19 protein-coding genes are annotated in these 19,361 nt (G+C 55.0%); 2 read left to right on the top strand and 17 right to left on the bottom strand.

Annotated elements, in window-relative coordinates:
- Positions 1–139 precede the first annotated feature (139 nt).
- Positions 140–295: a Flp family type IVb pilin gene (locus tag JE47_RS0112630; RefSeq protein WP_031460113.1), complete on the top strand. Its 156-nt coding sequence runs from the start codon at positions 140–142 to the stop codon at positions 293–295.
- Positions 296–460: 165 nt separating this feature from the next.
- Here the strand turns inward: JE47_RS0112630 and JE47_RS0112625 are convergent, their stop codons facing one another.
- From JE47_RS0112625 to lspA (JE47_RS0112585), 8 genes are all read right to left on the bottom strand, one after another.
- Positions 461–1,432, bottom strand: coding sequence for a hypothetical protein (locus tag JE47_RS0112625; protein WP_031460112.1), 972 nt, complete (start codon positions 1,430–1,432; stop codon positions 461–463).
- A gap of 383 nt (positions 1,433–1,815) precedes the next feature.
- The gene (locus JE47_RS0112620; protein ID WP_031460111.1) at positions 1,816–2,220 is read right to left on the bottom strand and encodes a PPOX class F420-dependent oxidoreductase; all 405 of its coding nucleotides are present in this window, start codon (positions 2,218–2,220) and stop codon (positions 1,816–1,818) included.
- Positions 2,221–2,733: 513 nt separating this feature from the next.
- Positions 2,734–3,612, bottom strand: coding sequence for a 16S rRNA (adenine(1518)-N(6)/adenine(1519)-N(6))-dimethyltransferase RsmA (gene rsmA, locus JE47_RS0112610; protein WP_031460109.1), 879 nt, complete (start codon positions 3,610–3,612; stop codon positions 2,734–2,736).
- Entirely contained in the window at positions 3,609–5,399 is a 1,791-nt protein-coding gene (locus tag JE47_RS0112605) for a GAF domain-containing sensor histidine kinase (RefSeq protein ID WP_031460108.1), read from the bottom strand. Before JE47_RS0112605 ends, rsmA begins: the two co-directional genes overlap by 4 nt.
- 66 nt (positions 5,400–5,465) lie before the next feature.
- Positions 5,466–6,395: a malate dehydrogenase gene (gene mdh, locus JE47_RS0112600; RefSeq protein WP_031460107.1), complete on the bottom strand. Its 930-nt coding sequence runs from the start codon at positions 6,393–6,395 to the stop codon at positions 5,466–5,468.
- An 89-nt stretch (positions 6,396–6,484) separates the two neighbouring features.
- Positions 6,485–7,435: an RluA family pseudouridine synthase gene (locus tag JE47_RS0112595; RefSeq protein WP_031460106.1), complete on the bottom strand. Its 951-nt coding sequence runs from the start codon at positions 7,433–7,435 to the stop codon at positions 6,485–6,487.
- Positions 7,432–8,007: a signal peptidase II gene (gene lspA, locus JE47_RS0112590; RefSeq protein WP_031460105.1), complete on the bottom strand. Its 576-nt coding sequence runs from the start codon at positions 8,005–8,007 to the stop codon at positions 7,432–7,434. The genes JE47_RS0112595 and lspA (JE47_RS0112590) overlap by 4 nt, the downstream gene beginning before the upstream one ends.
- Positions 8,008–8,009: 2 nt before the next feature.
- Positions 8,010–8,519 (bottom strand): signal peptidase II, encoded by a 510-nt coding sequence (gene lspA / locus JE47_RS0112585; RefSeq protein WP_031460104.1) that lies wholly within the window; start codon positions 8,517–8,519, stop codon positions 8,010–8,012.
- A 128-nt stretch (positions 8,520–8,647) separates the two neighbouring features.
- Here lspA (JE47_RS0112585) and JE47_RS0112580 point away from each other — a divergent pair, with 128 nt between their 5' ends.
- Positions 8,648–9,754, top strand: coding sequence for a DUF2034 domain-containing protein (locus JE47_RS0112580; protein ID WP_051871151.1), 1,107 nt, complete (start codon positions 8,648–8,650; stop codon positions 9,752–9,754).
- A 583-nt stretch (positions 9,755–10,337) separates the two neighbouring features.
- Here the strand turns inward: JE47_RS0112580 and JE47_RS0112575 are convergent.
- The 9 genes from JE47_RS0112575 to JE47_RS20545 form a co-directional block, all read right to left on the bottom strand.
- Complete coding sequence (locus tag JE47_RS0112575; RefSeq protein WP_031460102.1) at positions 10,338–11,087, bottom strand: hypothetical protein; 750 nt, start codon at positions 11,085–11,087, stop codon at positions 10,338–10,340.
- 80 nt (positions 11,088–11,167) lie between these two features.
- On the bottom strand, positions 11,168–12,094 hold the full coding sequence (locus tag JE47_RS0112570) for a hypothetical protein (protein WP_031460101.1): 927 nt from the start codon (positions 12,092–12,094) through the stop codon (positions 11,168–11,170).
- A gap of 212 nt (positions 12,095–12,306) precedes the next feature.
- Positions 12,307–14,316, bottom strand: coding sequence for an ATPase, T2SS/T4P/T4SS family (locus tag JE47_RS0112565; protein WP_236631231.1), 2,010 nt, complete (start codon positions 14,314–14,316; stop codon positions 12,307–12,309).
- Positions 14,317–14,329: 13 nt separating this feature from the next.
- On the bottom strand, positions 14,330–15,589 hold the full coding sequence (locus tag JE47_RS0112560) for a nucleotide-binding protein (RefSeq protein WP_031460099.1): 1,260 nt from the start codon (positions 15,587–15,589) through the stop codon (positions 14,330–14,332).
- Positions 15,590–15,662: 73 nt separating this feature from the next.
- Positions 15,663–16,871, bottom strand: a complete 1,209-nt coding sequence (locus JE47_RS0112555) for a CpaF/VirB11 family protein (RefSeq protein WP_031460098.1) — start codon at positions 16,869–16,871, stop codon at positions 15,663–15,665.
- Positions 16,872–16,986: 115 nt separating this feature from the next.
- Positions 16,987–17,799 carry an SAF domain-containing protein gene (locus JE47_RS0112550; RefSeq protein WP_031460097.1) on the bottom strand — a complete coding sequence of 271 codons (813 nt, stop codon included), beginning with the start codon at positions 17,797–17,799 and terminating at the stop codon, positions 16,987–16,989.
- 25 nt (positions 17,800–17,824) lie between these two features.
- The gene (locus tag JE47_RS0112545; RefSeq protein WP_031460096.1) at positions 17,825–18,337 is read right to left on the bottom strand and encodes a hypothetical protein; all 513 of its coding nucleotides are present in this window, start codon (positions 18,335–18,337) and stop codon (positions 17,825–17,827) included.
- 9 nt (positions 18,338–18,346) lie between these two features.
- A complete protein-coding gene (locus tag JE47_RS0112540; protein WP_031460095.1) occupies positions 18,347–18,757 on the bottom strand; it encodes a TadE/TadG family type IV pilus assembly protein in 411 nt (136 codons plus the stop codon).
- 301 nt (positions 18,758–19,058) lie between these two features.
- Positions 19,059–19,361, bottom strand: a 303-nt coding sequence (locus JE47_RS20545; protein ID WP_035419434.1) for a hypothetical protein, incomplete at its 5' end; no start/stop codon positions are given.

Genomic DNA, 19,361 nt, shown 5'->3' with positions numbered 1-19,361 from the left:
ACCAATATTCCTGTGCGATGGTACTATTCAAAATTAGTACTTTCAGACTATTGGCAATCGTTCATGAACGATCTATACTGTGAAGCGTGGAGATGTTCCACAGTATAGTTTAACAGCACTAGTATTCAGGAGGAACACAATGCTTCGCAGCTTTTTCGCCAAGGAAGAGGGCCAGGGTCTAGTCGAGTACGCACTCATCCTCGTTCTGATCGCAGTGGTTGTTATCGGTGCTTTGACGCTGCTTGGTGGGAATATCGCCAACCTCTTCAACAGACTGGCTAACACTATCAAGTAATTTGCTACGAAACTGTGCTCATCACGCCTGGCCGATATAGCCAGGCGTGATACTTTTTGTTACACTCGCCTATACAGGCATCGTCTGTGTAGAAGAGCACAAGCAGCTTTGGGGTAACTCCCTTAGAGAGCGATGGCATGCACATTGTGGATATAGCGGCCAGATTTAGCGCAGGGTAGTGTACCACTCAGTGTAAAGCTCTTGAAAACTCTTGCCGTAGATGCCACGATAATCAGCCGAACCAGGCGCTCGTCCCCGTCCGTTCACATACAGTTCGTTGAACTTATCCCAACTGTAGGTGCGGGCCAGGTAATCGACAAAGCCGGCCCACATTTCGTAGGCAGCCATAGAATTGGCGCTGTTGGCGAGTGCTGCCAGATTACCCCGATAGCCAGCCTGGTACAACTCACGGGCACGAGCCTGGAACGATGAGGACTCCGAGAGGCTCAGCCAGTATTCACCAGAAATCCAGGTAGCCAACCCTTCGAGCAACACCAGATCAGCTCGCGCCTGTGCTTCACGGCCGTATGCCTCAGCCTGCAAGGCGTGCGCTAATTCATGCGTCAAAATCACTAACGCATGGTAAGGATCTTCGTCAGATCGATAGAAGATACGAATATTTGTCCGGTCGTGGGTATACGCAATGCCGCGAGTATCATGGGTTGGCGCCAACACCGGATTGTAGAAGCCGACCGAGACCCGCTCGGTGAGTTGCACATCAAACCGGCGCTGCAAATATCCCAGCGCATATTCAGCTTTCACGGCGATGTCGAGCACCTGATCGGCGCTGAATGTGCCACGCCCCACGTAAAAATCAAGACGCCGACCAGCGTAGACAAACTCACCCGGCAAGACCGGCCCACGTCCGGGTAAGAAACTGGTGGGCGCAACTTTCACTTCATACGACTCAATAAATTCACGGCGAGCTAAGGTTGGGGTGAGGGTTGGTGACGGCTGGGGTGATGGGGTCGGCGTTGCAGAAGCGGTAGGTACTGCCGTAGCAGTTTCTAATGGCGATAGTGCCACCGCCCTTAATGTTGGTGGCGGAGCAGGCGGTGTGGCTGCCATTAATGCTACCAACAGTAATAGTGCCAGCACGGGCATCAGCGCAAACAAAGCGCGTTGCGGATGTTTCACACTCTTCTCTCCTGGGAAGCGCAACCGGGCGCCAAGTCTGGTTTAGAATAATGCTCACTACGCTTATACCACCCCATGGCGCTGTGTGTCAAGTGAATAGAGGTGCGTATGGCCGCCGACACCTTCACTTGACACATGTTCGCTCCGCATGTAGAAGAGGATTGAGGTAGATTTCCAACAACCCTCGATTGCGTGCTGATGCGCTAAGCGATGGCATCCAGTCATACATCGCGAGTGCTGACCAGACACCCCTGATCCTGCCCGCGCTCTCAGGCAACTGGCGACGCGGGTTTAGAACCCGCCATGATAATGGACTAAGCACGGACCAGACGTCCTCAATCCTGCCCGTGCTCCAAGTTCACAACTACCACTGCCCAGAATTATCAGGACGTGATAGTTTCATCAACTGGCGCGATCTCGATCCAGGCTCGTTCAGTACCGCGAATGTTCATGAAAAAATCGAACATCGCCTTCATCAAGCCATATTTGGCATCGAGAGCCTCGCGGGCAATCTTAGCTTCGTCGGGACCGAGAATACGAGCCCGCGCCGGTACGGTAGGACCTAGGGGCTTACCGGCCCGATCAGATGGCCCGATCTCAACCCGTGGATTGTTACGGATACGCTTGACCTTACCGGCATTAGCGGTCGTCATAACATAAATCTTGCCGTCCCGTTCAGCAAACCAGACCGGTGTTACGACTGGTTGACCATTTTTGCGGAAGGTGATCAAATTTGCAAATTCTTGTCGATAAAGATTCGCAAAATAAGGTGTTGTTTGCTCTGCCACACATTCCTCCAGCGTGATAAAAAAGTTCCTCTTTAGTAATATAACCCAGATCACTCTAAAAAGGGGAAAGATTTTAAGGTGCGGCAGGAAAGACGGAGCTGGCGCCCTCACCTTCCCCCCTGGCCACCTTCCGCTTCCACACCCGGCGAGGCAGGGGGATGAGCGAAGCAGGGACGATCCCGTAACTGTCAACCATACCGCGTTCATACACCACCCCTCTCCCGCGCTGCGGGAGAGGGGCCGGGGGGGGAGGGCTAACCCCCTCACCTTCCCCCCTAGCCCCCTTCCTCTCCCGCGCTGCGGGCGAGGAAGGGGGTTTTTTGATCAAGCTTTCAGGAGAACGCCATTTGGGCGGAGGAGGAACCAGCCGTTACAGTTGGAGGCGTGGGCAGGGATATACGGGGATAGTACGGCTGAAGACAGATTGGGCATCCGTCTCAACCGATGCAGGAACGGACAGGGGAACAAAATACAATCCTACCGAAGGGCGGAGTGAGAAGCCACCCTTACCGCTCACTGCTGCATTCTCACTTCAGGCAAACTGGCAAGAAGCGTTGCCCACTCGGCCAGTGTCACCGTTTCGGCACGGCGCTGCGGATCGATACCGGCTTTCTGGAGCGCTTGCAGGACTCGTTCGCGGGGTACATGGACACCGAACGCTGCCAGCCCACCGACGAGTGCATTCCCCAGTTGTTTACGAGCATGCAGAAACCCGGCTTTGATCAGCCGAAAAAGATCGTTCACATCGGCTTCGGCAATCGGTAGTTGGGCACGCCGATCCAACCGGAGAACTGCTGAGTCGACAGCCGGTTCAGGAAAGAAACTCGAAGCGGGCACGCGCGTGACGATAGTCGGTTCGGCATACAACTGAACTGCGTGGGCCAGGACACTGTAATCACCGGGGCCAGCACAGATCCGCTGCGCTACTTCCCACTGTACCAGCAGTACACTGCGGTCAGGGGGGATGGTTGCCTCGAGAAAATGGCGCAGTAGCGGCGCCGTGATCGCGTATGGAATATTCGCGACCAGCTTGTAAGGCGGAGCGGCTTCAGCGCGGCGTAACAGATCGGCTGGCGCAAACTTCAGGATATCGCCCTGCACTAAATAGAAATGTGGCCGATCACGAAACTCAGCGGCCAGACGGTCGGCCAGACGGCGATCAAGTTCAACACAGATCACCCTGCCGGCGCGGAGCAGGAGTTCCCAGGTAAGCACACCCAGCCCTGGCCCCACTTCAATGACCGTATCTGATGCGGTCAGGGAAGCCTCAGCTACGATAGTATTCAGAATATCGCCAGCGAGCAAAAAATTCTGGCCCATCCCGCGAGTTGGACGCAGGTGAAGCGCTCGCAAAGCAGCCCGAACTCGTTGTGGATTGAGATAAGGATTCATGACTCAACCGGTACAAAAACAGTAATCCGAGTACCCTGGCCAGGAGCAGAGTCTATTTCTGCCCGACCACCTACCAGCCGGGCACGCTCATCGATATTGAGCAAGCCAAGGCTGCCACGCCGCTCGTAAGACTTCAGGACAGCGGCCTTGTCAAAACCAACGCCATCGTCTTGAACAACTACTTCGAGCATCTGATTCGGTAAGCGGCGCAGCCGTACCCAAATGTGTCTGGCTTTGGCATGCTTAATCGCGTTCGTGACCGATTCCTGGATGATATTGAAGAGCGCCCCTTCAACCTTTGAACCAAGCCGAACCTGTTCAATATCTTTTTCTTCTAGGATAATCGCCGTATCACCAGCCTTCGCCCGTAATCGCTCGAGATACTGCTCAAGGGTAACTTTCAACCCTTGGGTCTCGAGCATCAACGGTCGCAGTTCAAACAGCATCGTGCGTACTTCGTAATTGGTACGCTTGGCAATCGTACTCAACTCGTCGAGTTCAGCCAACGCCTGTGCCGGATCGCGGTCAAGCAGCCGCTTGATAAACTCAGCTTTCATTGTAATAACAGCCATCGCCTGCGCTGGGCCATCGTGCAGATCACGTGCCAGTTGCCGACGAACCTCTTCTTCACGGGAAAGTAATTTCTCACGTTCCTCCTTCAGATCATAAATCAGTTGGGCATTGTGCAGGGCCACGATGGCATAATTGGCAAGTGCCATGAGCATTTCAACCTGATCGGTATTGAGCACCTGATCGGTAGCCACCACAAAGAGACCGTACACACGCATACCGGCTTGCAGCGGGAGCAGCGTGGCCGCTTTGCAATTGCGCAGTGTGTTTATTTCTTGCAAAGAAGGAAATTGGGCCAACGAGGTAATCACCTGAGCAGTATTTGCACGCAGTGCAGCCGCTAATCCGGCATCCATGGTCAATGAACGGTTGAGATCACCCGGCGCCAGATTCGAGCCAAAGGCAACATAGAGTTCGTTAGGCTGACCAGAAGCGAATAACACAATACCAGCCCGGTAAGGCACAATTTTTTGGCTTTCGCGCAGCAGTGTGTCAAGTACTTGACGATAATCAGCAGTACTTCCCAGAGCCAGTGCAACATGATAGAGCGAACGCATCTGATCGCGATAGGTATGTGCTTCAGAGAGTGCCTGCTCTGTCTCTTGTTGAGCAAGTAACACCCGCTGGCGATTGGTCTCACTCTGACGCTCGACCAGATTCCCAGTAACCCATGGCACAATAGCCAGTGTGAAACAACGCACGGCCAACGCAACATAATCAAGCAGAGTCATTAAGGTATCAGGTGCAATCAGGCGTCGCCAACCAATAAACGCTGCACCATAAGTAACGGCAGCTAGTAACCCGGAAAGAATACTAATTGAGAGCGGCTGACGAATGGCAGCGTAGGTCAATGGTACGAGGTAGAGTGGGAAAAAGATTACAATCCGCTCACCGCCGAAAAACGTCATCAGCGAAATAAACCCAATATCGAACAAATACGACAGACTCACCAGATTGGCGGCGAATGGCAGAAACGTGAGAATAGTAACAATAACGGTAAAACCAGCGTACAACCAGAAAATACCTTCAAGTGTTGTTACGTCAGCGGTCACCGGCCAGAGTCCACCATTCGTAAGAAATTGGGTTACAACGCCAAGCAAAACGATCAAAATCCAGCGCGCAATGGCGTAGAAACGCTCACCACCCAAGGGACTCCAGGCCGATAGCGATCGTTGCGATGATGAAGTTGAAGTTGACGATTTCGCCGAACTGGCCATATCTCCTACCTGTGTAGAGCAGATCAGGGCGATGGTACCGGTTGGTACTCATCGCCCACCATACGCTTACAATGCCTTCAGGGTATCTAACGTTGCCCGCACTGCCTTCGCCGAGGCGTTAAGGAGGGCCATCTCTTCTTCGTTGAGGGGTAGCTCGATAATCTTCTCGACCCCACCGGCGCCGAGAATGACCGGCACTCCAAAGTAGATGTCGTTCAAGCCATACTGGCCGGTCAGATACGCTGATACCGGCATCACGCGCTTCTTATCTTTGAGCACTGCTTCGACCATCTGCGCCGTAGCGGCTGCCGGTGCGTAGTAGGCACTACCCGTCTTGAGCAGATTTACAATCTCTCCGCCACCCTTGCGAGTACGCTCAACGATCTGTGCCATACGATCAGGTGCGATAAACTCACTCACCGGAATACCGCTGATCGTCGAGAAACGAGGGAGAGGTACCATCTCGTCGCCATGACCACCCATCAACATGGCCTGAACATCTTCAACGGAAACACCGACCTCCATTGCGATAAAGGTGCGGTAGCGCGCTGCATCAAGCACACCAGCCTGCCCGATCACCCGTTCTTTGGGAAAACCACTGACTTCGGCAGCGAGGTAGGTCATAGCATCAAGCGGATTGTTGACCATAATAATCACGGCGTTCGGTGAGAGTGGCGCTGCCTGGCTGATACAGGCACGGGTAATATCGGCATTCACTTTAATCAAATCTTCCCGACTCATACCGGGCTTGCGCGGTGCACCTGAAGTAACGACAATAACATCAGACTGAGCGGTATCGGCGTAGTTGTTCGTGCCGGTCACCCGCACATCAAAACCTTCAATCGGCGATGCTTCATAGAGATCGAGAGCTTTTCCCTGCGGTATACCTTCAACAATATCGAGCAAAACGATGTCGCCCAGCTCTTTGGCAGCCAGCCAGTGTGCCGTTGTTGACCCGACAAACCCTGCCCCAATAATACTAATTTTCTTACGCATACTGATCTCCTACCTACGTATGACACCGGAACACGGAAAACAACGGAGTACATCGTCGCTGTACTCACGCATTGTAGCATATCGCGGTTTCAACGGCGCGAAGCCTTCTCCGACAGTTGGCGTAATACTGTTGCGAGGTCGGTCGGCAAAGGTGCAGTATATTCCCGCCACTGCCCATCACGGGGATGAAACAAACCTAATTTACTGGCATGCAAAAATTGGCGAGACAAGTGCCCGTGTGAACGCCGAGGACCATAAACCGGATCGCCAACGATTGGATAACCGAGATAGCGCATATGTACCCGAATTTGATGGGTACGACCGGTTTCGAGTTGTACTTCCAGCAAGCTATAATCGCCAAAGGTAGCCAATAGCCGGTAATGAGTACGAGCTGGGCGACCATCAGGCACAACAGCCATCCGCAGCCGATCATGAGGATCACGACCAATCGGTGCATCAATCGTACCAGACTCTGGCGGTCGCCCGACAACCAACGCCAGGTACAGTTTGCGCATACGACGAGCCTGCTGTTGGGCGATCAGGTCGCGCATAGCATTGTCATGGCGAGCGATGACCAATAGCCCAGATGTATCACGATCCAGGCGATGAACGATACCGGGGCGAACCTCACCACCAATCGCCAGATCAGGATAGCGCGCTAGCAACGCATTCACCAGCGTGCCACGTGCATGACCGGGCGCCGGATGCACTACCATTCCTGCCGGCTTGTTGATCACCGCAATATCGGCATCTTCATACACGACATCGAGTGGGATAGGTTCGGGCACAAGTTCGGTAGGAATCGGTGGTGGAATCGTGACTTGAATGGCGATCCCCGGTCGGATCGATTGACTGGCGCGTGTAAGCCGACCATCGTAGAGCACCAATCCTTGCTCGATCAGACGTTGTACCTGTGCCCGTGACAGATCGGGGAACACATTGGCAAGAAAGCGATCAATTCGCTCGCCGGCCGAAGTTGATGGCACCACAATCACTCGCTCATCAGCTTCGAGCCATGTTACATCACCGATTGCATTCATGACGATGACTCCGAGTTGCGATGACGTGATGAAGTCGTCGACGTCGGCTCCGGATCGCGACTCAACAGCTCGCTGAGCAAACCATCATCGACCGGTTCTGGTTCAGGTGGCACCGGTTCATCACCGATAAAGATAATGTGGAATGCCAGTGCCGCTATACCCAGCGTAATCGCGCCGTCGGCCAGATTAAACACCGGCCACCAACCAAATTGAATAAAGTCAACAACGTAGCCCTGCCGAATCCGATCAAGCAGATTTGACAATCCGCCACCAAAGATCATTCCTACCGCTATCGTCACCCAGGTTGATTCGGCAGGGAGCAGGTATTGATACGTAAAAGCAAGCAATAACAACACCAGGCCGGCTCCTACCGACAGCCAACCACCTTGATCGGGAAAGAGGCCGAAGGCGACACCGGTATTCTCGTGATACGCCAGTTGCACCCAATCGAACAGCAAAGGAATTGGTTGATTATTCCGCAACAGAATGTCGGTGATCCAAACCTTACTCAATTGGTCAAGGGCAAAGACTGGCGCGGCAACTAGAGCTATCAGCATCCAGCGTGAGTGCATACCTATTGTGAAATCATTGCCTGCCGGGTTCGCCGCCACGCAATTTCATCGAGCGCGTACTGCAACATTAACAGCGCAGCACCAACGGTAATCGAACTATCGGCCAGGTTGAAAATCGGAAACCAGCCGACCTGGATAAAATCGACCACAAAACCGAGACGAACGCGATCAACGACGTTCCCCAACGCCCCACCGAGGATCAGACCAATTGCAATCTGTACCAGACGACGCCGATGAGGTAGTTGCGTAACGTAGAGATACACAGCACCGGCGATGATGATGAGCGCTACAATCGTTAAGACATCAGATTGGCCCTGGAACAGGCTAAAAGCGATACCGGTATTTTGTGAATATGCCAATCGAATGTTGTCACCGACCAGCGGAATGAAACGGGTCATTGGCTCAGGGCCAAGTTGGACGACAATCCAGTGCTTTGATAGTTGATCAAGCACTAATGCAGCGGTAGCAACCAGTAATGGTGTTATCCAGCGGGCCTGTATCAGCGACTTCACAGTGATTTTCCTCCTGGGCAAGATATGTGTATGCAAACTATTATAACGCAGACGACGTGGAAACGGACGTGTAATACCGATCTGGTACTATGCGCTGTGGTGAAGTGTTCATAACAGGAGACCTCAACATGGCGCGACGTTCCAGGCAACGTTCTTCCTACAACAGCTCAAATCTGCATGCAACGATTGTCATGCCGACATTTTTGGCTATTTTGGGTAGTCTTACCCTTGTACAACCTCTTCTCTGGCAGATTGTATTCATCATCGGGAGCCTTTCCGTCATCTTCTTGATCAACCAGTGGCTTATCGACCTTCGGATTTTACGCTTGCGCCGGCGGCAACTGCTAGAACTCTCGCCGAGCGAATTTGAACAGCGCGTTGCCCTCCTTCTTGAAGATTTAGGCTGGAAAAATGTGGTGATACGTGGCGGAAGCGGTGATCGTGGCGTCGATATTACTGCTGAGCGTGATGGTTTACGCTATCTGGTTCAATGTAAACGGTACAGTAAATCGGTAGGTCCCAATTATGTGCGCGATCTGGTCGGTGCACTCCACATTCAGGGTGCCGACCGGGCCATCCTTGTCGCTACCAGTTCATTTACGCCGCAGTCGCGACTTGAAGCACGCGGACAGGCGGTTGAACTGTGGGATGATAAGATTCTGTTGCAACGGTTAAGCGATGCGGAACGAATCCATAATGCCCAACAGGTACAACGGAATCAGGATCGGATGCTGTTGGCTCTCGGTACATTTGGGTTGAACCTTGTACTGGCCGGTATCGCTCTCCTGTTCGCCGGGATACCGCAGATTACTCTCAATGGGCAAGGTACGCTCGTGCAATCAGGTGGTGCTCCTCTACGCACAGCCAATACCGCTTCGTCAAGTAATCTTCAATCACAAGGTTCATCATCCGCAGGGATCGGTGTTGTTAAACCGACTTCGCAAGCAACGCCAACGCCAGCACCAACATCAACGCCTACTCCGGCACCAACACCAACGCCGATCCGACCAACGGCTATAGTATTTAACGGTGGTAATGTACGGGCCGAACCCTCCCTGAAAGGCGCTGTTCTCGATCAAATTCACGCTAATGAGACGGTGGTGTTGCTCGGACGAACCGCTGACGGGGTCTGGTTGCGGATCATTAACCCACGCCAGCAAGAAGGTTGGGTTCATCGTTCCCTCTTGACGATTGAGCCGACGGTTGAAGCAACATTACCGGTGATAGCGCCATAGAGAGGCCTGGGTGCGCGGGCCTCCGGTATGCCTGTGCACCAGGCCGTTGGCACCTCTTAAACCATTGATTACCGTCATCGAGGCGGTTGATGAAGGCCAGAGGCCTGCCTGGGTGCGCGGGCCTCCGGTATGCCTGGGTTCGCGGGCCTCCGACCCGCCTGTGCAACAGGCCGTTGGCACCTCTTAAACCATTGATTACCGTCATCGAGGTGGTTGATGAAGGCCAGAGGCCTGCCTGGGTGCGCGGGCCTCCGGCCCGCCTGTACACCAGGCCGTTGGCACCTCTTAAACCATTGATTACCGTCATCGAGGCGGTTGATGAAGGCCAGAGGCCTGCCTGGGTGCGCGGGCCTCCGACCCGCCTGTGCAGCAGGCCGTTGGCATAGCAGCACATCATCGTCTTCAAGCCCTCCCGCAAACCTCATCCCCCAGGCCTCGCAGACCTCAACCTCTCCAGGTCCTCGCAAACGGGGAAGGGGCGGGGGGTTAGCCCGCTCTTATCCCTCTTTCCTAATCCTCACCTCACCTCGCCACTGCTGGGCAGGAACATAATCTTACGAAGCCCTCATTCACAATGCCGTTCTCAAAAGGACAACACATTACTCCCGACAACCATAACGAACAGTAGGTTAAGTAAAATCCCCACCACCAGACTGATAGCTGCCAGCAAGAGCAGATACACGGTGCGCCGACGGATGAGACGGCGAAATTCGCCTTGCAGCAACGCTTCGAGCGTCTGTTGTTGAGCGGCCAACACCATCTCAACCGGTGTCCCTTCGGCTTCGGCCTGAGCCAAAGCCGCAGTAGCGTCGATCAGCTCGCGACAGCGATAGCGACGTGCGATCTCGGCCAGGGCTGCAAAAGGACGCATCCGTTGCTCTTCGCTCAGGGTCAGGGCCGCAGCTACGACTTCACGCATTGACACCTGCCGTGGTGTTGCCTGCGTACAGTAGCGTCGCAAGAGCATACTTGGCGCCTCGAAGCTCCCTAATGCGACCCGAATAAATCCGATTAAACCCGGTGTAAGTTGACGCAGCTCACGCTCGGTGCGTGCACGCCTGCGTTGGGGCTGGCGCGCCCATACCATCCCAAATGCTAGATACGCTGCCAGGCCGAGTGCGATCCAGAAGATACCACCACTGAGAGAAGCACCTAAACAGAGCAGTGCAAGAACGATCCCCCCACTCTGCCCGATGAGCAGACGTTGCCGTTCATTAAGAGGTTTGGTTGCGACCGGTTGATGACGAAGCACCACACCAAGGGCGGCTAACAGTGCACCACTCAAAGCGGCTAGGAGTGCCGGAGCGGTAGAAATTGATAGGATATGTGACATACAGCCTCCTCCCAGAAACGATAACGGCTGACGCGCGTCCACAGGTTGCACGCCCGTCATAAGCCAACAACAAGATCACCTCAGTAATCAACATCCTCGACACGCGAGAGCCAGAAACCGCCAATGATTGGTGCCAGCAAAGCCAGAGCGACAATAATCGCAAAGAACATACCCAGCGGTGAACTGTATGCCACCCGCACCCGTTCCCATTGGGTTGTGAGGAGATAGAACGCCATCAGGCAGCCTGCTCCCCCAACAGCCAGACCGCTGTAACGCATTTGGGCGAGTTCAGTCAACGCTTCTTCGCGTCGTCGTTCAGATGCCTGCAATGCAGCATAAGCAGCCGCACAACGCCGTGCTTGCAGGTCTTGCGGTTGATCGGCAACGACTACCAGATGGTTAAGCAGTGTCTCGTGGCGTGGATTCGAGGTTTGCGCAGCCAGTGCAGCAATGACCTGACGGAGCGTGGCAATACTGCCATCGGCCAGTGGCGTACCCTGTTGCTGGATGAGCCATATCCATTCGTTACGCAGTGGACCGTTTGGCATATCAGCCAGAATACGTTCTAAGGCAGTACGTAACCCTAGACCGCCGCTCAACAGTGCGCTGAGTCGACCAATGGCTGGCGTTAATTCACGTTCCAGTTGCTGATTGTAACGGTATGTAGCGAAGGTAAAGCCGAGCCGGACTACCAGTGCGGCTACAGCCGGCGCAGCAGCCAGCGCAAGCCAGACGGAACCGATCCATCCAAGCACAACACTGCTAAGGGTTGCCGCACTCCCTGCTAGCAGCAATGCTATTCGCGTTTCCAAGAGCTGCGGTCGCCAGGTCAATGCCGGATCGAAACCAGCCACCAGACGAGACCGGTGGAGACGGTTCAGGAATTGAGCCAACGGTTGACGGAACATAAATGTCGCCGTCATAGTGATCAAGGCAGCCAACAGAGCTGGTGCAGCCCGTAGCAACCAGGCCGTTTCTGGATGGGTGAGGGTATCGAGAGCAGGCATTCTTTACTCCTTCATTGCTTTTCTGTTATTGACCTTAATCACCCAATGGCGTGCACAAACCTGCGGGAAACGTGCAGCTTCATCGGACAAGATAAAGAAAACCCCGCATCACCATGAAATTAGCGAAACGCACCGCAGCGCACATCTGCACAACACGGCTGATGATCCTTACCTTCCCCTTCCTCGTTTAGAAAGGGGAAGGTGGGAAACAACTAACCGGCAGGGACTGATCCGCTCTCTTGCCTGTTCAATACAGCCTCGCGCATCCGCAGCGCCGCAGCAACCGGCATCAAGGCCGCCGGGCTAACCTCACCGGTTGCTATCAGGGCATTGAGCGCAGCGTAGCGAGTACGCAGCAACGCCAGCGCCGTTTCATCACTGAGTCGGCCTGGATCAAGATTGGTCAGGAGATCAAGCGCATCACGGGCACGGCCCTGATGTAACGCTTGATCGGCACGTTCAACGATAGCCCGCGCATCACGGTCAGTTTGTTGAGCAACTGCGATAGTGTCGGCTAGCACCGACCACCCACCGGGAGGAGAAAACGCTGCGTACCGTTCGAGGTCAGCGTGAAGCCCGGTATACAATGCGGCTGCACGATCCCAATGGCGGCTGTGCAACGCACCTGTAATCTGTTCATACGTTTCACGAGCAGCCGTCGTCGCCTGATGTGCCTGTACAGGCATCATCAATAGCGCCTGCCGGGCAGCCTGAGCCAGACGCTCATCACTGCGCTCGGTCCAGGCTCGTCGTAAGATTGCCAGCGCTCGTTCGGGGGCACCGGTTTGACGAGCGAGGGCAGCCTGAGTCAGAGCATCTTCGACAATTGCCCGACTACTAGCAACTGCCCGAGGACGTTCACTCAGCTTGAGCAGAGCCAGACGTTGCTTGAGAATGTCCGGTGTTCGATCTTCACCATTCCAGATCAATTCATCATGCTGTGCTTGTGCCAGGCAATACCAGCGGATACCGGTCCGCTCTGGTTCGGCCCATGCTAGCGGAACGATCCGTGGCCGTAACCCAGTAGCCGTCTCCTCACAACCATCGAGCAGCGCAACCTCATTGATATAGCGACGCCCGACGCTACGCGACAGATGAATCACAACATGGAAATTGTCGCAAATGTCTTCGAGCGCGTTATTCCGCCGACCTTCGTAGAGGTACGCACCAGGCATCGCTGCACAATCGGCTAGCCGACTGACGGCACGTAACGCATTGCGAGCGTGGATGGTGGTAACGACAGCGTGACCACTCACAGCTACGGCGAGTATCGCACCAGCTTCGGCAGCACGGGTTTCACCCGGCGCAACCAGTGATGGCGTCTGCCGCAATACCTCACGTGCGGCGCGACCAAAAGCGTGCGGTTCGAGGCTGGTCTGAACCAATTCGCGTGTCCAGGCTGCATGACGAACGTTTATCTCCAATGTGTTGTCTTCAATGGTGATCACGTGGGGTTCGCCTGGCCATGAATTGACAATCGCCTCAAGCAGCGCTGTTTTGCCACAACCGGTTTCGCCTGCGATCAGAAACGAACAACGAGCACGTACCAGCAATTGCAAGAGAGAAAAGAGAGTGTCATCACAGGCGTCACGATGCAGGATGTCTTCGAGCGTCCAGGCTGTACGTCGGCCGCGCCGGATACAGATCAAGGCAGTATCATCAGGAGTACAGGGTGGGATCGTCACGTGCATCCGGGTACCATGCGCCAGCGGCAAGGTATCTTGCGGTCGGCTACGATCAAGTGGTACAGCCAGACGTGAGGCCAACACCAGTGCCCGATCAAGCGCCTGACGTGGTGAGCTGAAGCGTTCGGGGGCGAGGGTAAAATCCGAGCCCTCTTCTTGAACCATGATACGGTCACCGATAATCTTAACCTCTTGAATCCGTTCATCATCGAGGTATGGTTGGGCCGGTCCCCAGCCAATCGTGTCGTGAAAGAGACGGAGCAGACTGGCATCATCGGTAGATAATCCGGCCAAAGGCCCACCAGACTCAGTTTGTTTGCCGATTGCCGCCCGTAGCACGCGCAGTACTTCTGGATCACGCTCAGTTGCAGGCGCAACCGGATCGAGTAGAGCGGGACTTAGCTCGCGGAGCAGGAGATCACGGGCCGCCTGCAAGACGGCGCCCTTTAGATCAGTAGCAGTCTGTTGCTGTGGCATCAAATCGGCCAATCCACCCTCTTCAATCACCGTTAATGGTCGGTATGCAGGATGCATCATCGCCTCCAGAGACTTATGAAATTGCGGGTGCTAACGTTCGTTGACCAGGGAGCCGCTCACGCAAGCGCGCCCACCATCCGACCTGCGGCATCGGCAATCTTGGTTGCAGGCCGGCATGAGCACACAATGCCTCGACCACCTGATGTGCAGCACGGGTGAAACGGCTCTGCGGACCAAGGTCGAGCATCGATATGTAACCGTCGTGCTCATCAGCAAGACTGGCCAATCGCGGTTCACGCGGTAGCGTACCGAGATTCCCGATCCGTGGATAACGACGAGCGAAAAGCTCAGCGACCATACCGACAGTGACGGTCACACCACGTTCTGGCTCCATAAAGAGGAGCGTACAGCGTTCGAGTCGCTCAGGAGCCAGTTCGGTAAAGTGTTCGAGCATATGACCGACCCCCATTCGTTCACGGGCCCCAGGAGGTGTTGGTAAAATGACACTTCCCCCTGCCTGTAAGACATGGGTAGCGTAAGGTCGGCGCAGGTAATCGGGCGGAGTATCGATCAATACAACATCATAGCCTTCCAACGCGATAATCCCCTGATACAGCCCTTGCCAGTCGGGTAAGCGGATATCATTTTCGGCACGGGCAACCGCATGCGAACCAATGAGAAGGTCGATCCGCCCCCAACCTTGTTGATCGGCACGAGTGTGTTCAGGTTGGAAAATAAACGGTTTAATACTGGTCGGATTCCAATGTGATGGACCGCGCTGCACCAGATGCAGATACGATGGCGCACTGGCCGGAATACGAAATGCAGGCACCAGACCGGGGTTCGAGATGTCGCTATCCCATACCAGCACATCAAGACCGCGCCGCCGCAGACCTTCCGCCAGAACACAGGTCGCAAAGGTCTTCCCGATACCACCTTTAGCCGCACCGATAGCAATGACCGGCAAGCGTTGGACACCGCTACCGCGACGACGCCCAATTTGTGCGCCAATCCAGTCGGCCAGCACCGCCGGGTTGCGTTCACCGGTTGCCGGTATACCGGCGGCTAGCGCATCAGGCAACGCCGAACGAGCCGGACCGGCCAGACCTAGCATCACTCGCGCACCGACCTGCTGGGCGCGAGCGGTTACCTCCCACAGCTCGGCTATGGGAGTACCGCGACTGTCATCAATATAGATAGCATCTGGTGGTCGGGAGCCGGTCAGTAAGCGCTGAACCTGATCAATACGCGATGGCGCCAGCACGGCTACGTCTCGTAACTGCTCGACCTCTGCCTGTAATCCTTCAATGGCGCTAAAGATAATAAGTTCCATTATGCTCCTCCGGTGATGTCGGATCATTGCCGTATCTACGTTCAGTGCCAACGATTCACTGTCTACGTTCAGCTCACATCCGCCCAAGCCCCCAGGCTGCGTTCACATAACCGGCACGCACCAGGCGATCACTTGCACGGTCATAGCGGAAGAGAGGATTTGTAGGAAACGGATCACCGCTCTGCCCTTGCGCACCTTGGGGCAACACCTCTTCAACAGCCAACACTCCACGCTTGCCGTTTGGCGTCCGTCCGATTTGCACAACCAGCAAATTGACCGCATCGGACGTAATCAGACCGCGCACAATCTGGGCCGCAGCCTGACCGGCGCCGGTTGTTTCATTCGCCAACCCAATCAGTGCCATTCGTTCAAGATTGCGTAGAGCACCCTGTACCGTAGCGGCATGGATCGTCCCTAACCCCGGATGACCGGTGGCAGCAGCCTGTAACAGCGCCATGGCTTCGCCACCGCGCACCTCACCGACGATAATGTAGTTAGGCTTCTGGCGCAAAGCAAAGGTAACCGCCCGACTAAACCCACCGGTGTCGGTTGGCGCTTCAATATGCAAGCTATTTGCACTGCGCGGAAGTTCACCACCATCTTCAATAATGACCAAGCGCATATGTTTCCCGATGGCTTGCGTCAGTGCAGCGGCCAGCGTTGTCTTACCACTTCCGGTTGGGCCGGCGATCAGCAGCGAAGCACCACCGTTGAGCGCAGCCAGCAACAGATCACTCGCTTCGCGTGAAATCACCGCACTCTGCACCAGATCATCAATGGTCGTCCACCGTTCGGGCAGTAACCGAATGGCAAGGCTGGGGCCAGCGGGTGAGGCGTGCCGATCCGTTATTGCATAGCGCAAACCATCGACCACTCCCTGCATAAATGATGAGAATGGTTGATCCGGAGGAATATCGTGGCTCCGCCAGACAAGCTGGCGCTGCGTCCAATCGATCCACGCCGGATGAACCATGACTCCGGTGTTGACCATCATACCGCGTTGGACAACGAAAAAGGGTGAATCGGCCGGACCGTTGAACAGGATGTCAGAGACGCCATGCTCTGGATCGCGCCAGATTTCAAGGGGGCCGTACCAGGCCACGTCGCGCCAACGAATGGTACTGCTAAAACCGAGACGGGCAAACGCCTCTGTTGGCGGCAGATACCAACCATCGCGGAAACGCCCACTGCGCACTAACATGCGCAACTCCTCGGTGATAGCATGACCATCTTCCGCTACTGGCGCTGGTGAATGAATGAGTGTATCCCAGTTCGAGGACATACAACCTCCTTGATAGGTATGGTGTGGAACGCATCGTGACCAGATCGTTATTCGCATACAATCCACTGCGCGATTGGCGAGAGCGATTTGTAGCCGCTCTCACCATCCCTCGTGATTATGGTTGAGCTTCATCAGGTAACGAAGTCGTTGACCTTCCCAATTCCTCAACCGTGATCTGCCCAATATCGAGCCGGTCAAGTGCTGGCAAAACCGGCGAATCACTCCCGTAACGCTCACCCCACAACGTGAGACCGGCTGCCTGCAACGCCCAAAGCGTATGCGACTGATAAGGAGTCAGTTCAAGATAAGCGGTACCTACTTCAGTATCGACGTAGAGCACACGCACACCGCTGAGCAGGCGACAGGCGTAAGGGCGTGGTTGCAATGGCGAGGATGGTGGCACGACCGTGGGCTGACGACCTTCTGCCGCACGCTGGGCCTGATCGCACACATCAGGAGAGCCATTTGGATCGTTGAAACCGATATTAATGCGGTCGCGATGGGTTAACGGCCCAATCGTCTCTGTGCTGAATGGCATTGCGACCATTCCCGGCGTCAATGCTTCACCGTTGGGATAGACCGGCCGTGTTGGCGCGTGTTCCATCAACATCGATGGTTGTAACAGATCGTTGACTGCCAGATGTCGGGCGGCATATTGCCCGATAGCCAGCGTTGGCGAACTGATGCCGGTAAGCTGGACCGGTCGATGCCGTGGGAGCAATACGACCGTAAGGTCATCGGCACTGATGGGTTGCCCATAAGGCACATCACGCGCCAGAATAACGACCGGCTCGGTACGACTAGCTTCCAGGAAAGCAAGCACTGTAAAAACAGCAGTAATGATGACACCGAGACCAATCAAGATTGCCGGCAGAGGATTGCTTCGACGACGGGAAAGCGCCTGATGAAGGGTGCCAATGGCTGACATACGAATACTCCTTACTCTTGCAGTATTACGGTTGACCTAAGCGATCAATCGTGTCGGCAGCACGAATCCGTGGCGTAATGGTTCCCAAACCGAACAACCCACGCAGCGTTGGTTGTAATTCGGCGCAGAGGAGTGGCGAAGCGGTTGTTACATTGGCACAGGTTCCTCCTCTAGGTAAGATAGTCCAACGCACAGCAGTAGCTAAAGTGACCGGATCGCGATCGACCAGAGAGGCATTTCGCAAGTTGGTCAGCAGGAATTGATGGGCCACATTGACAAGCGCTGCACACTGACTGGGTTGTTGCACTGTAACCGACCGACACGTTCGGCTACCGCGTAACGTCTGGTCATTGCGGGCCAGCGCGGCGTAATCGATTTGCTGAACAGCCGAGCGGGTTGCCTGCTGCAAGGCGTCTTCGAGCAGCGCCACTTCCAGCCAGAGGTTGGTGACTTCAATCACGACCAGGGTAAACAGCGTTAAGGCCGGTAGCATCAGCGCTAGTAGTGGCAGGGCCTGACCAGGATAGCGACGAGACATAGCTTTCTCCTACTGTTGATCACGCTCGGCAGCACGTGTGGCACTTGCCCGTACCACGATCTCATCACCGAAGGGCAGGAGGGCAGTCGGCGTCCACAGGGCAACGCGGTAGCGTATCTCGACCGTGATCGGGTCGTAACGCCGACAAGGCCGATTCGGACACGAGATCAAAACTTCGCCAGTCTTCGGGTCAATACCCAGACTGCCATTCAATTCTCGATAAGCAGCCGTCTCGGTCGCCGTCCGGTTACCACCTGTTAGCGCTGCCTGATGCACCGCGGCACGAACAGCCTTATTGACGGCATAGTGGGTCAGGATGATCTGACCGACGGTAAACAGCCCAATCACTAGTGTCAACAGGATCGGTAATGCCAGTGCCATTTCGATCAGGGTCTGGCCAGAAGACCGGTGATGGTGCATAACACCCCCTTTCAAGACAAAGCTACATCATCCTGGAACACCGCAGATGCCTCACTCTGTGCGGAGTTAGTGTGTCATCATCTGGTGCGCACCTGATGGCATCTGCGCGCTCAGGCAGGATCACGACACACCAATTCGAGTATCGGGTCTATCGCGACGAATGCATGGTAGCTCTTGTACCTTCTACACACGCACTCAGGCTCGTGAGCGGTTTAACCTGCTCGTCCCATGTACAGCGGCGGTGGTGAACGATTACATTGCATAGCTATGAACCTGCTCGCTTCTCTCAAACACTCGCCCCTCAACTGCCTGGTGCCACCAGAGATCGCGGGGCAAGCAACGTCACATGAATCTGACCAGAAATGATCTGGCGGGCGGGATCGGGCAACGGTGCAACTGGTATCGGTGGTAACGGAACGCCACCAATACTGCCCGGCGCCTGATTAACAATCTGAACTTCAAGCTCCACCTGAATGTGCAGTCGCACCTTTTCAAGAACCTCGGTCGCATAGAGGTAGACATCGGATCGCATTGACGGTAGCGGTGGACGGCTCCAGTAGAGATGCACCTGATCGTCGAGATCACGTTCACGCAGAGCACCATC

The organism is Chloroflexus sp. MS-G (assembly GCF_000735195.1).
Classification (GTDB): Bacteria; Chloroflexota; Chloroflexia; order Chloroflexales; family Chloroflexaceae; genus Chloroflexus.
Note: the sequence above shows the minus strand (reverse complement) of the source record. Positions and strands in the feature narration are given on the sequence as shown.

What these genes read in the sequence shown, in the direction of transcription:
- JE47_RS0112595 (WP_031460106.1), bottom strand. Translation starts at nt 7,435, where the DNA reads ATGAATGCAATCGGTGATGTAACATGGCTCGAAGCTGATGAGCGAGTG.
- JE47_RS0112565 (WP_236631231.1), bottom strand. Translation starts at nt 14,316, where the DNA reads ATGATGCATCCTGCATACCGACCATTAACGGTGATTGAAGAGGGTGGA.
- JE47_RS0112560 (WP_031460099.1), bottom strand. Translation starts at nt 15,589, where the DNA reads ATGGAACTTATTATCTTTAGCGCCATTGAAGGATTACAGGCAGAGGTC.
- mdh (WP_031460107.1), bottom strand. Translation starts at nt 6,395, where the DNA reads ATGCGTAAGAAAATTAGTATTATTGGGGCAGGGTTTGTCGGGTCAACA.
- JE47_RS0112605 (WP_031460108.1), bottom strand. Translation starts at nt 5,399, where the DNA reads ATGGCCAGTTCGGCGAAATCGTCAACTTCAACTTCATCATCGCAACGA.
- JE47_RS0112630 (WP_031460113.1), top strand. Translation starts at nt 140, where the DNA reads ATGCTTCGCAGCTTTTTCGCCAAGGAAGAGGGCCAGGGTCTAGTCGAG.
- JE47_RS0112545 (WP_031460096.1), bottom strand. Translation starts at nt 18,337, where the DNA reads ATGTCTCGTCGCTATCCTGGTCAGGCCCTGCCACTACTAGCGCTGATG.
- lspA (WP_031460105.1), bottom strand. Translation starts at nt 8,007, where the DNA reads ATGCACTCACGCTGGATGCTGATAGCTCTAGTTGCCGCGCCAGTCTTT.
- JE47_RS0112570 (WP_031460101.1), bottom strand. Translation starts at nt 12,094, where the DNA reads ATGCCTGCTCTCGATACCCTCACCCATCCAGAAACGGCCTGGTTGCTA.
- rsmA (WP_031460109.1), bottom strand. Translation starts at nt 3,612, where the DNA reads ATGAATCCTTATCTCAATCCACAACGAGTTCGGGCTGCTTTGCGAGCG.
- JE47_RS0112580 (WP_051871151.1), top strand. Translation starts at nt 8,648, where the DNA reads ATGGCGCGACGTTCCAGGCAACGTTCTTCCTACAACAGCTCAAATCTG.
- JE47_RS0112550 (WP_031460097.1), bottom strand. Translation starts at nt 17,799, where the DNA reads ATGTCAGCCATTGGCACCCTTCATCAGGCGCTTTCCCGTCGTCGAAGC.
- JE47_RS0112540 (WP_031460095.1), bottom strand. Translation starts at nt 18,757, where the DNA reads ATGCACCATCACCGGTCTTCTGGCCAGACCCTGATCGAAATGGCACTG.
- JE47_RS0112555 (WP_031460098.1), bottom strand. Translation starts at nt 16,871, where the DNA reads ATGTCCTCGAACTGGGATACACTCATTCATTCACCAGCGCCAGTAGCG.
- JE47_RS0112575 (WP_031460102.1), bottom strand. Translation starts at nt 11,087, where the DNA reads ATGTCACATATCCTATCAATTTCTACCGCTCCGGCACTCCTAGCCGCT.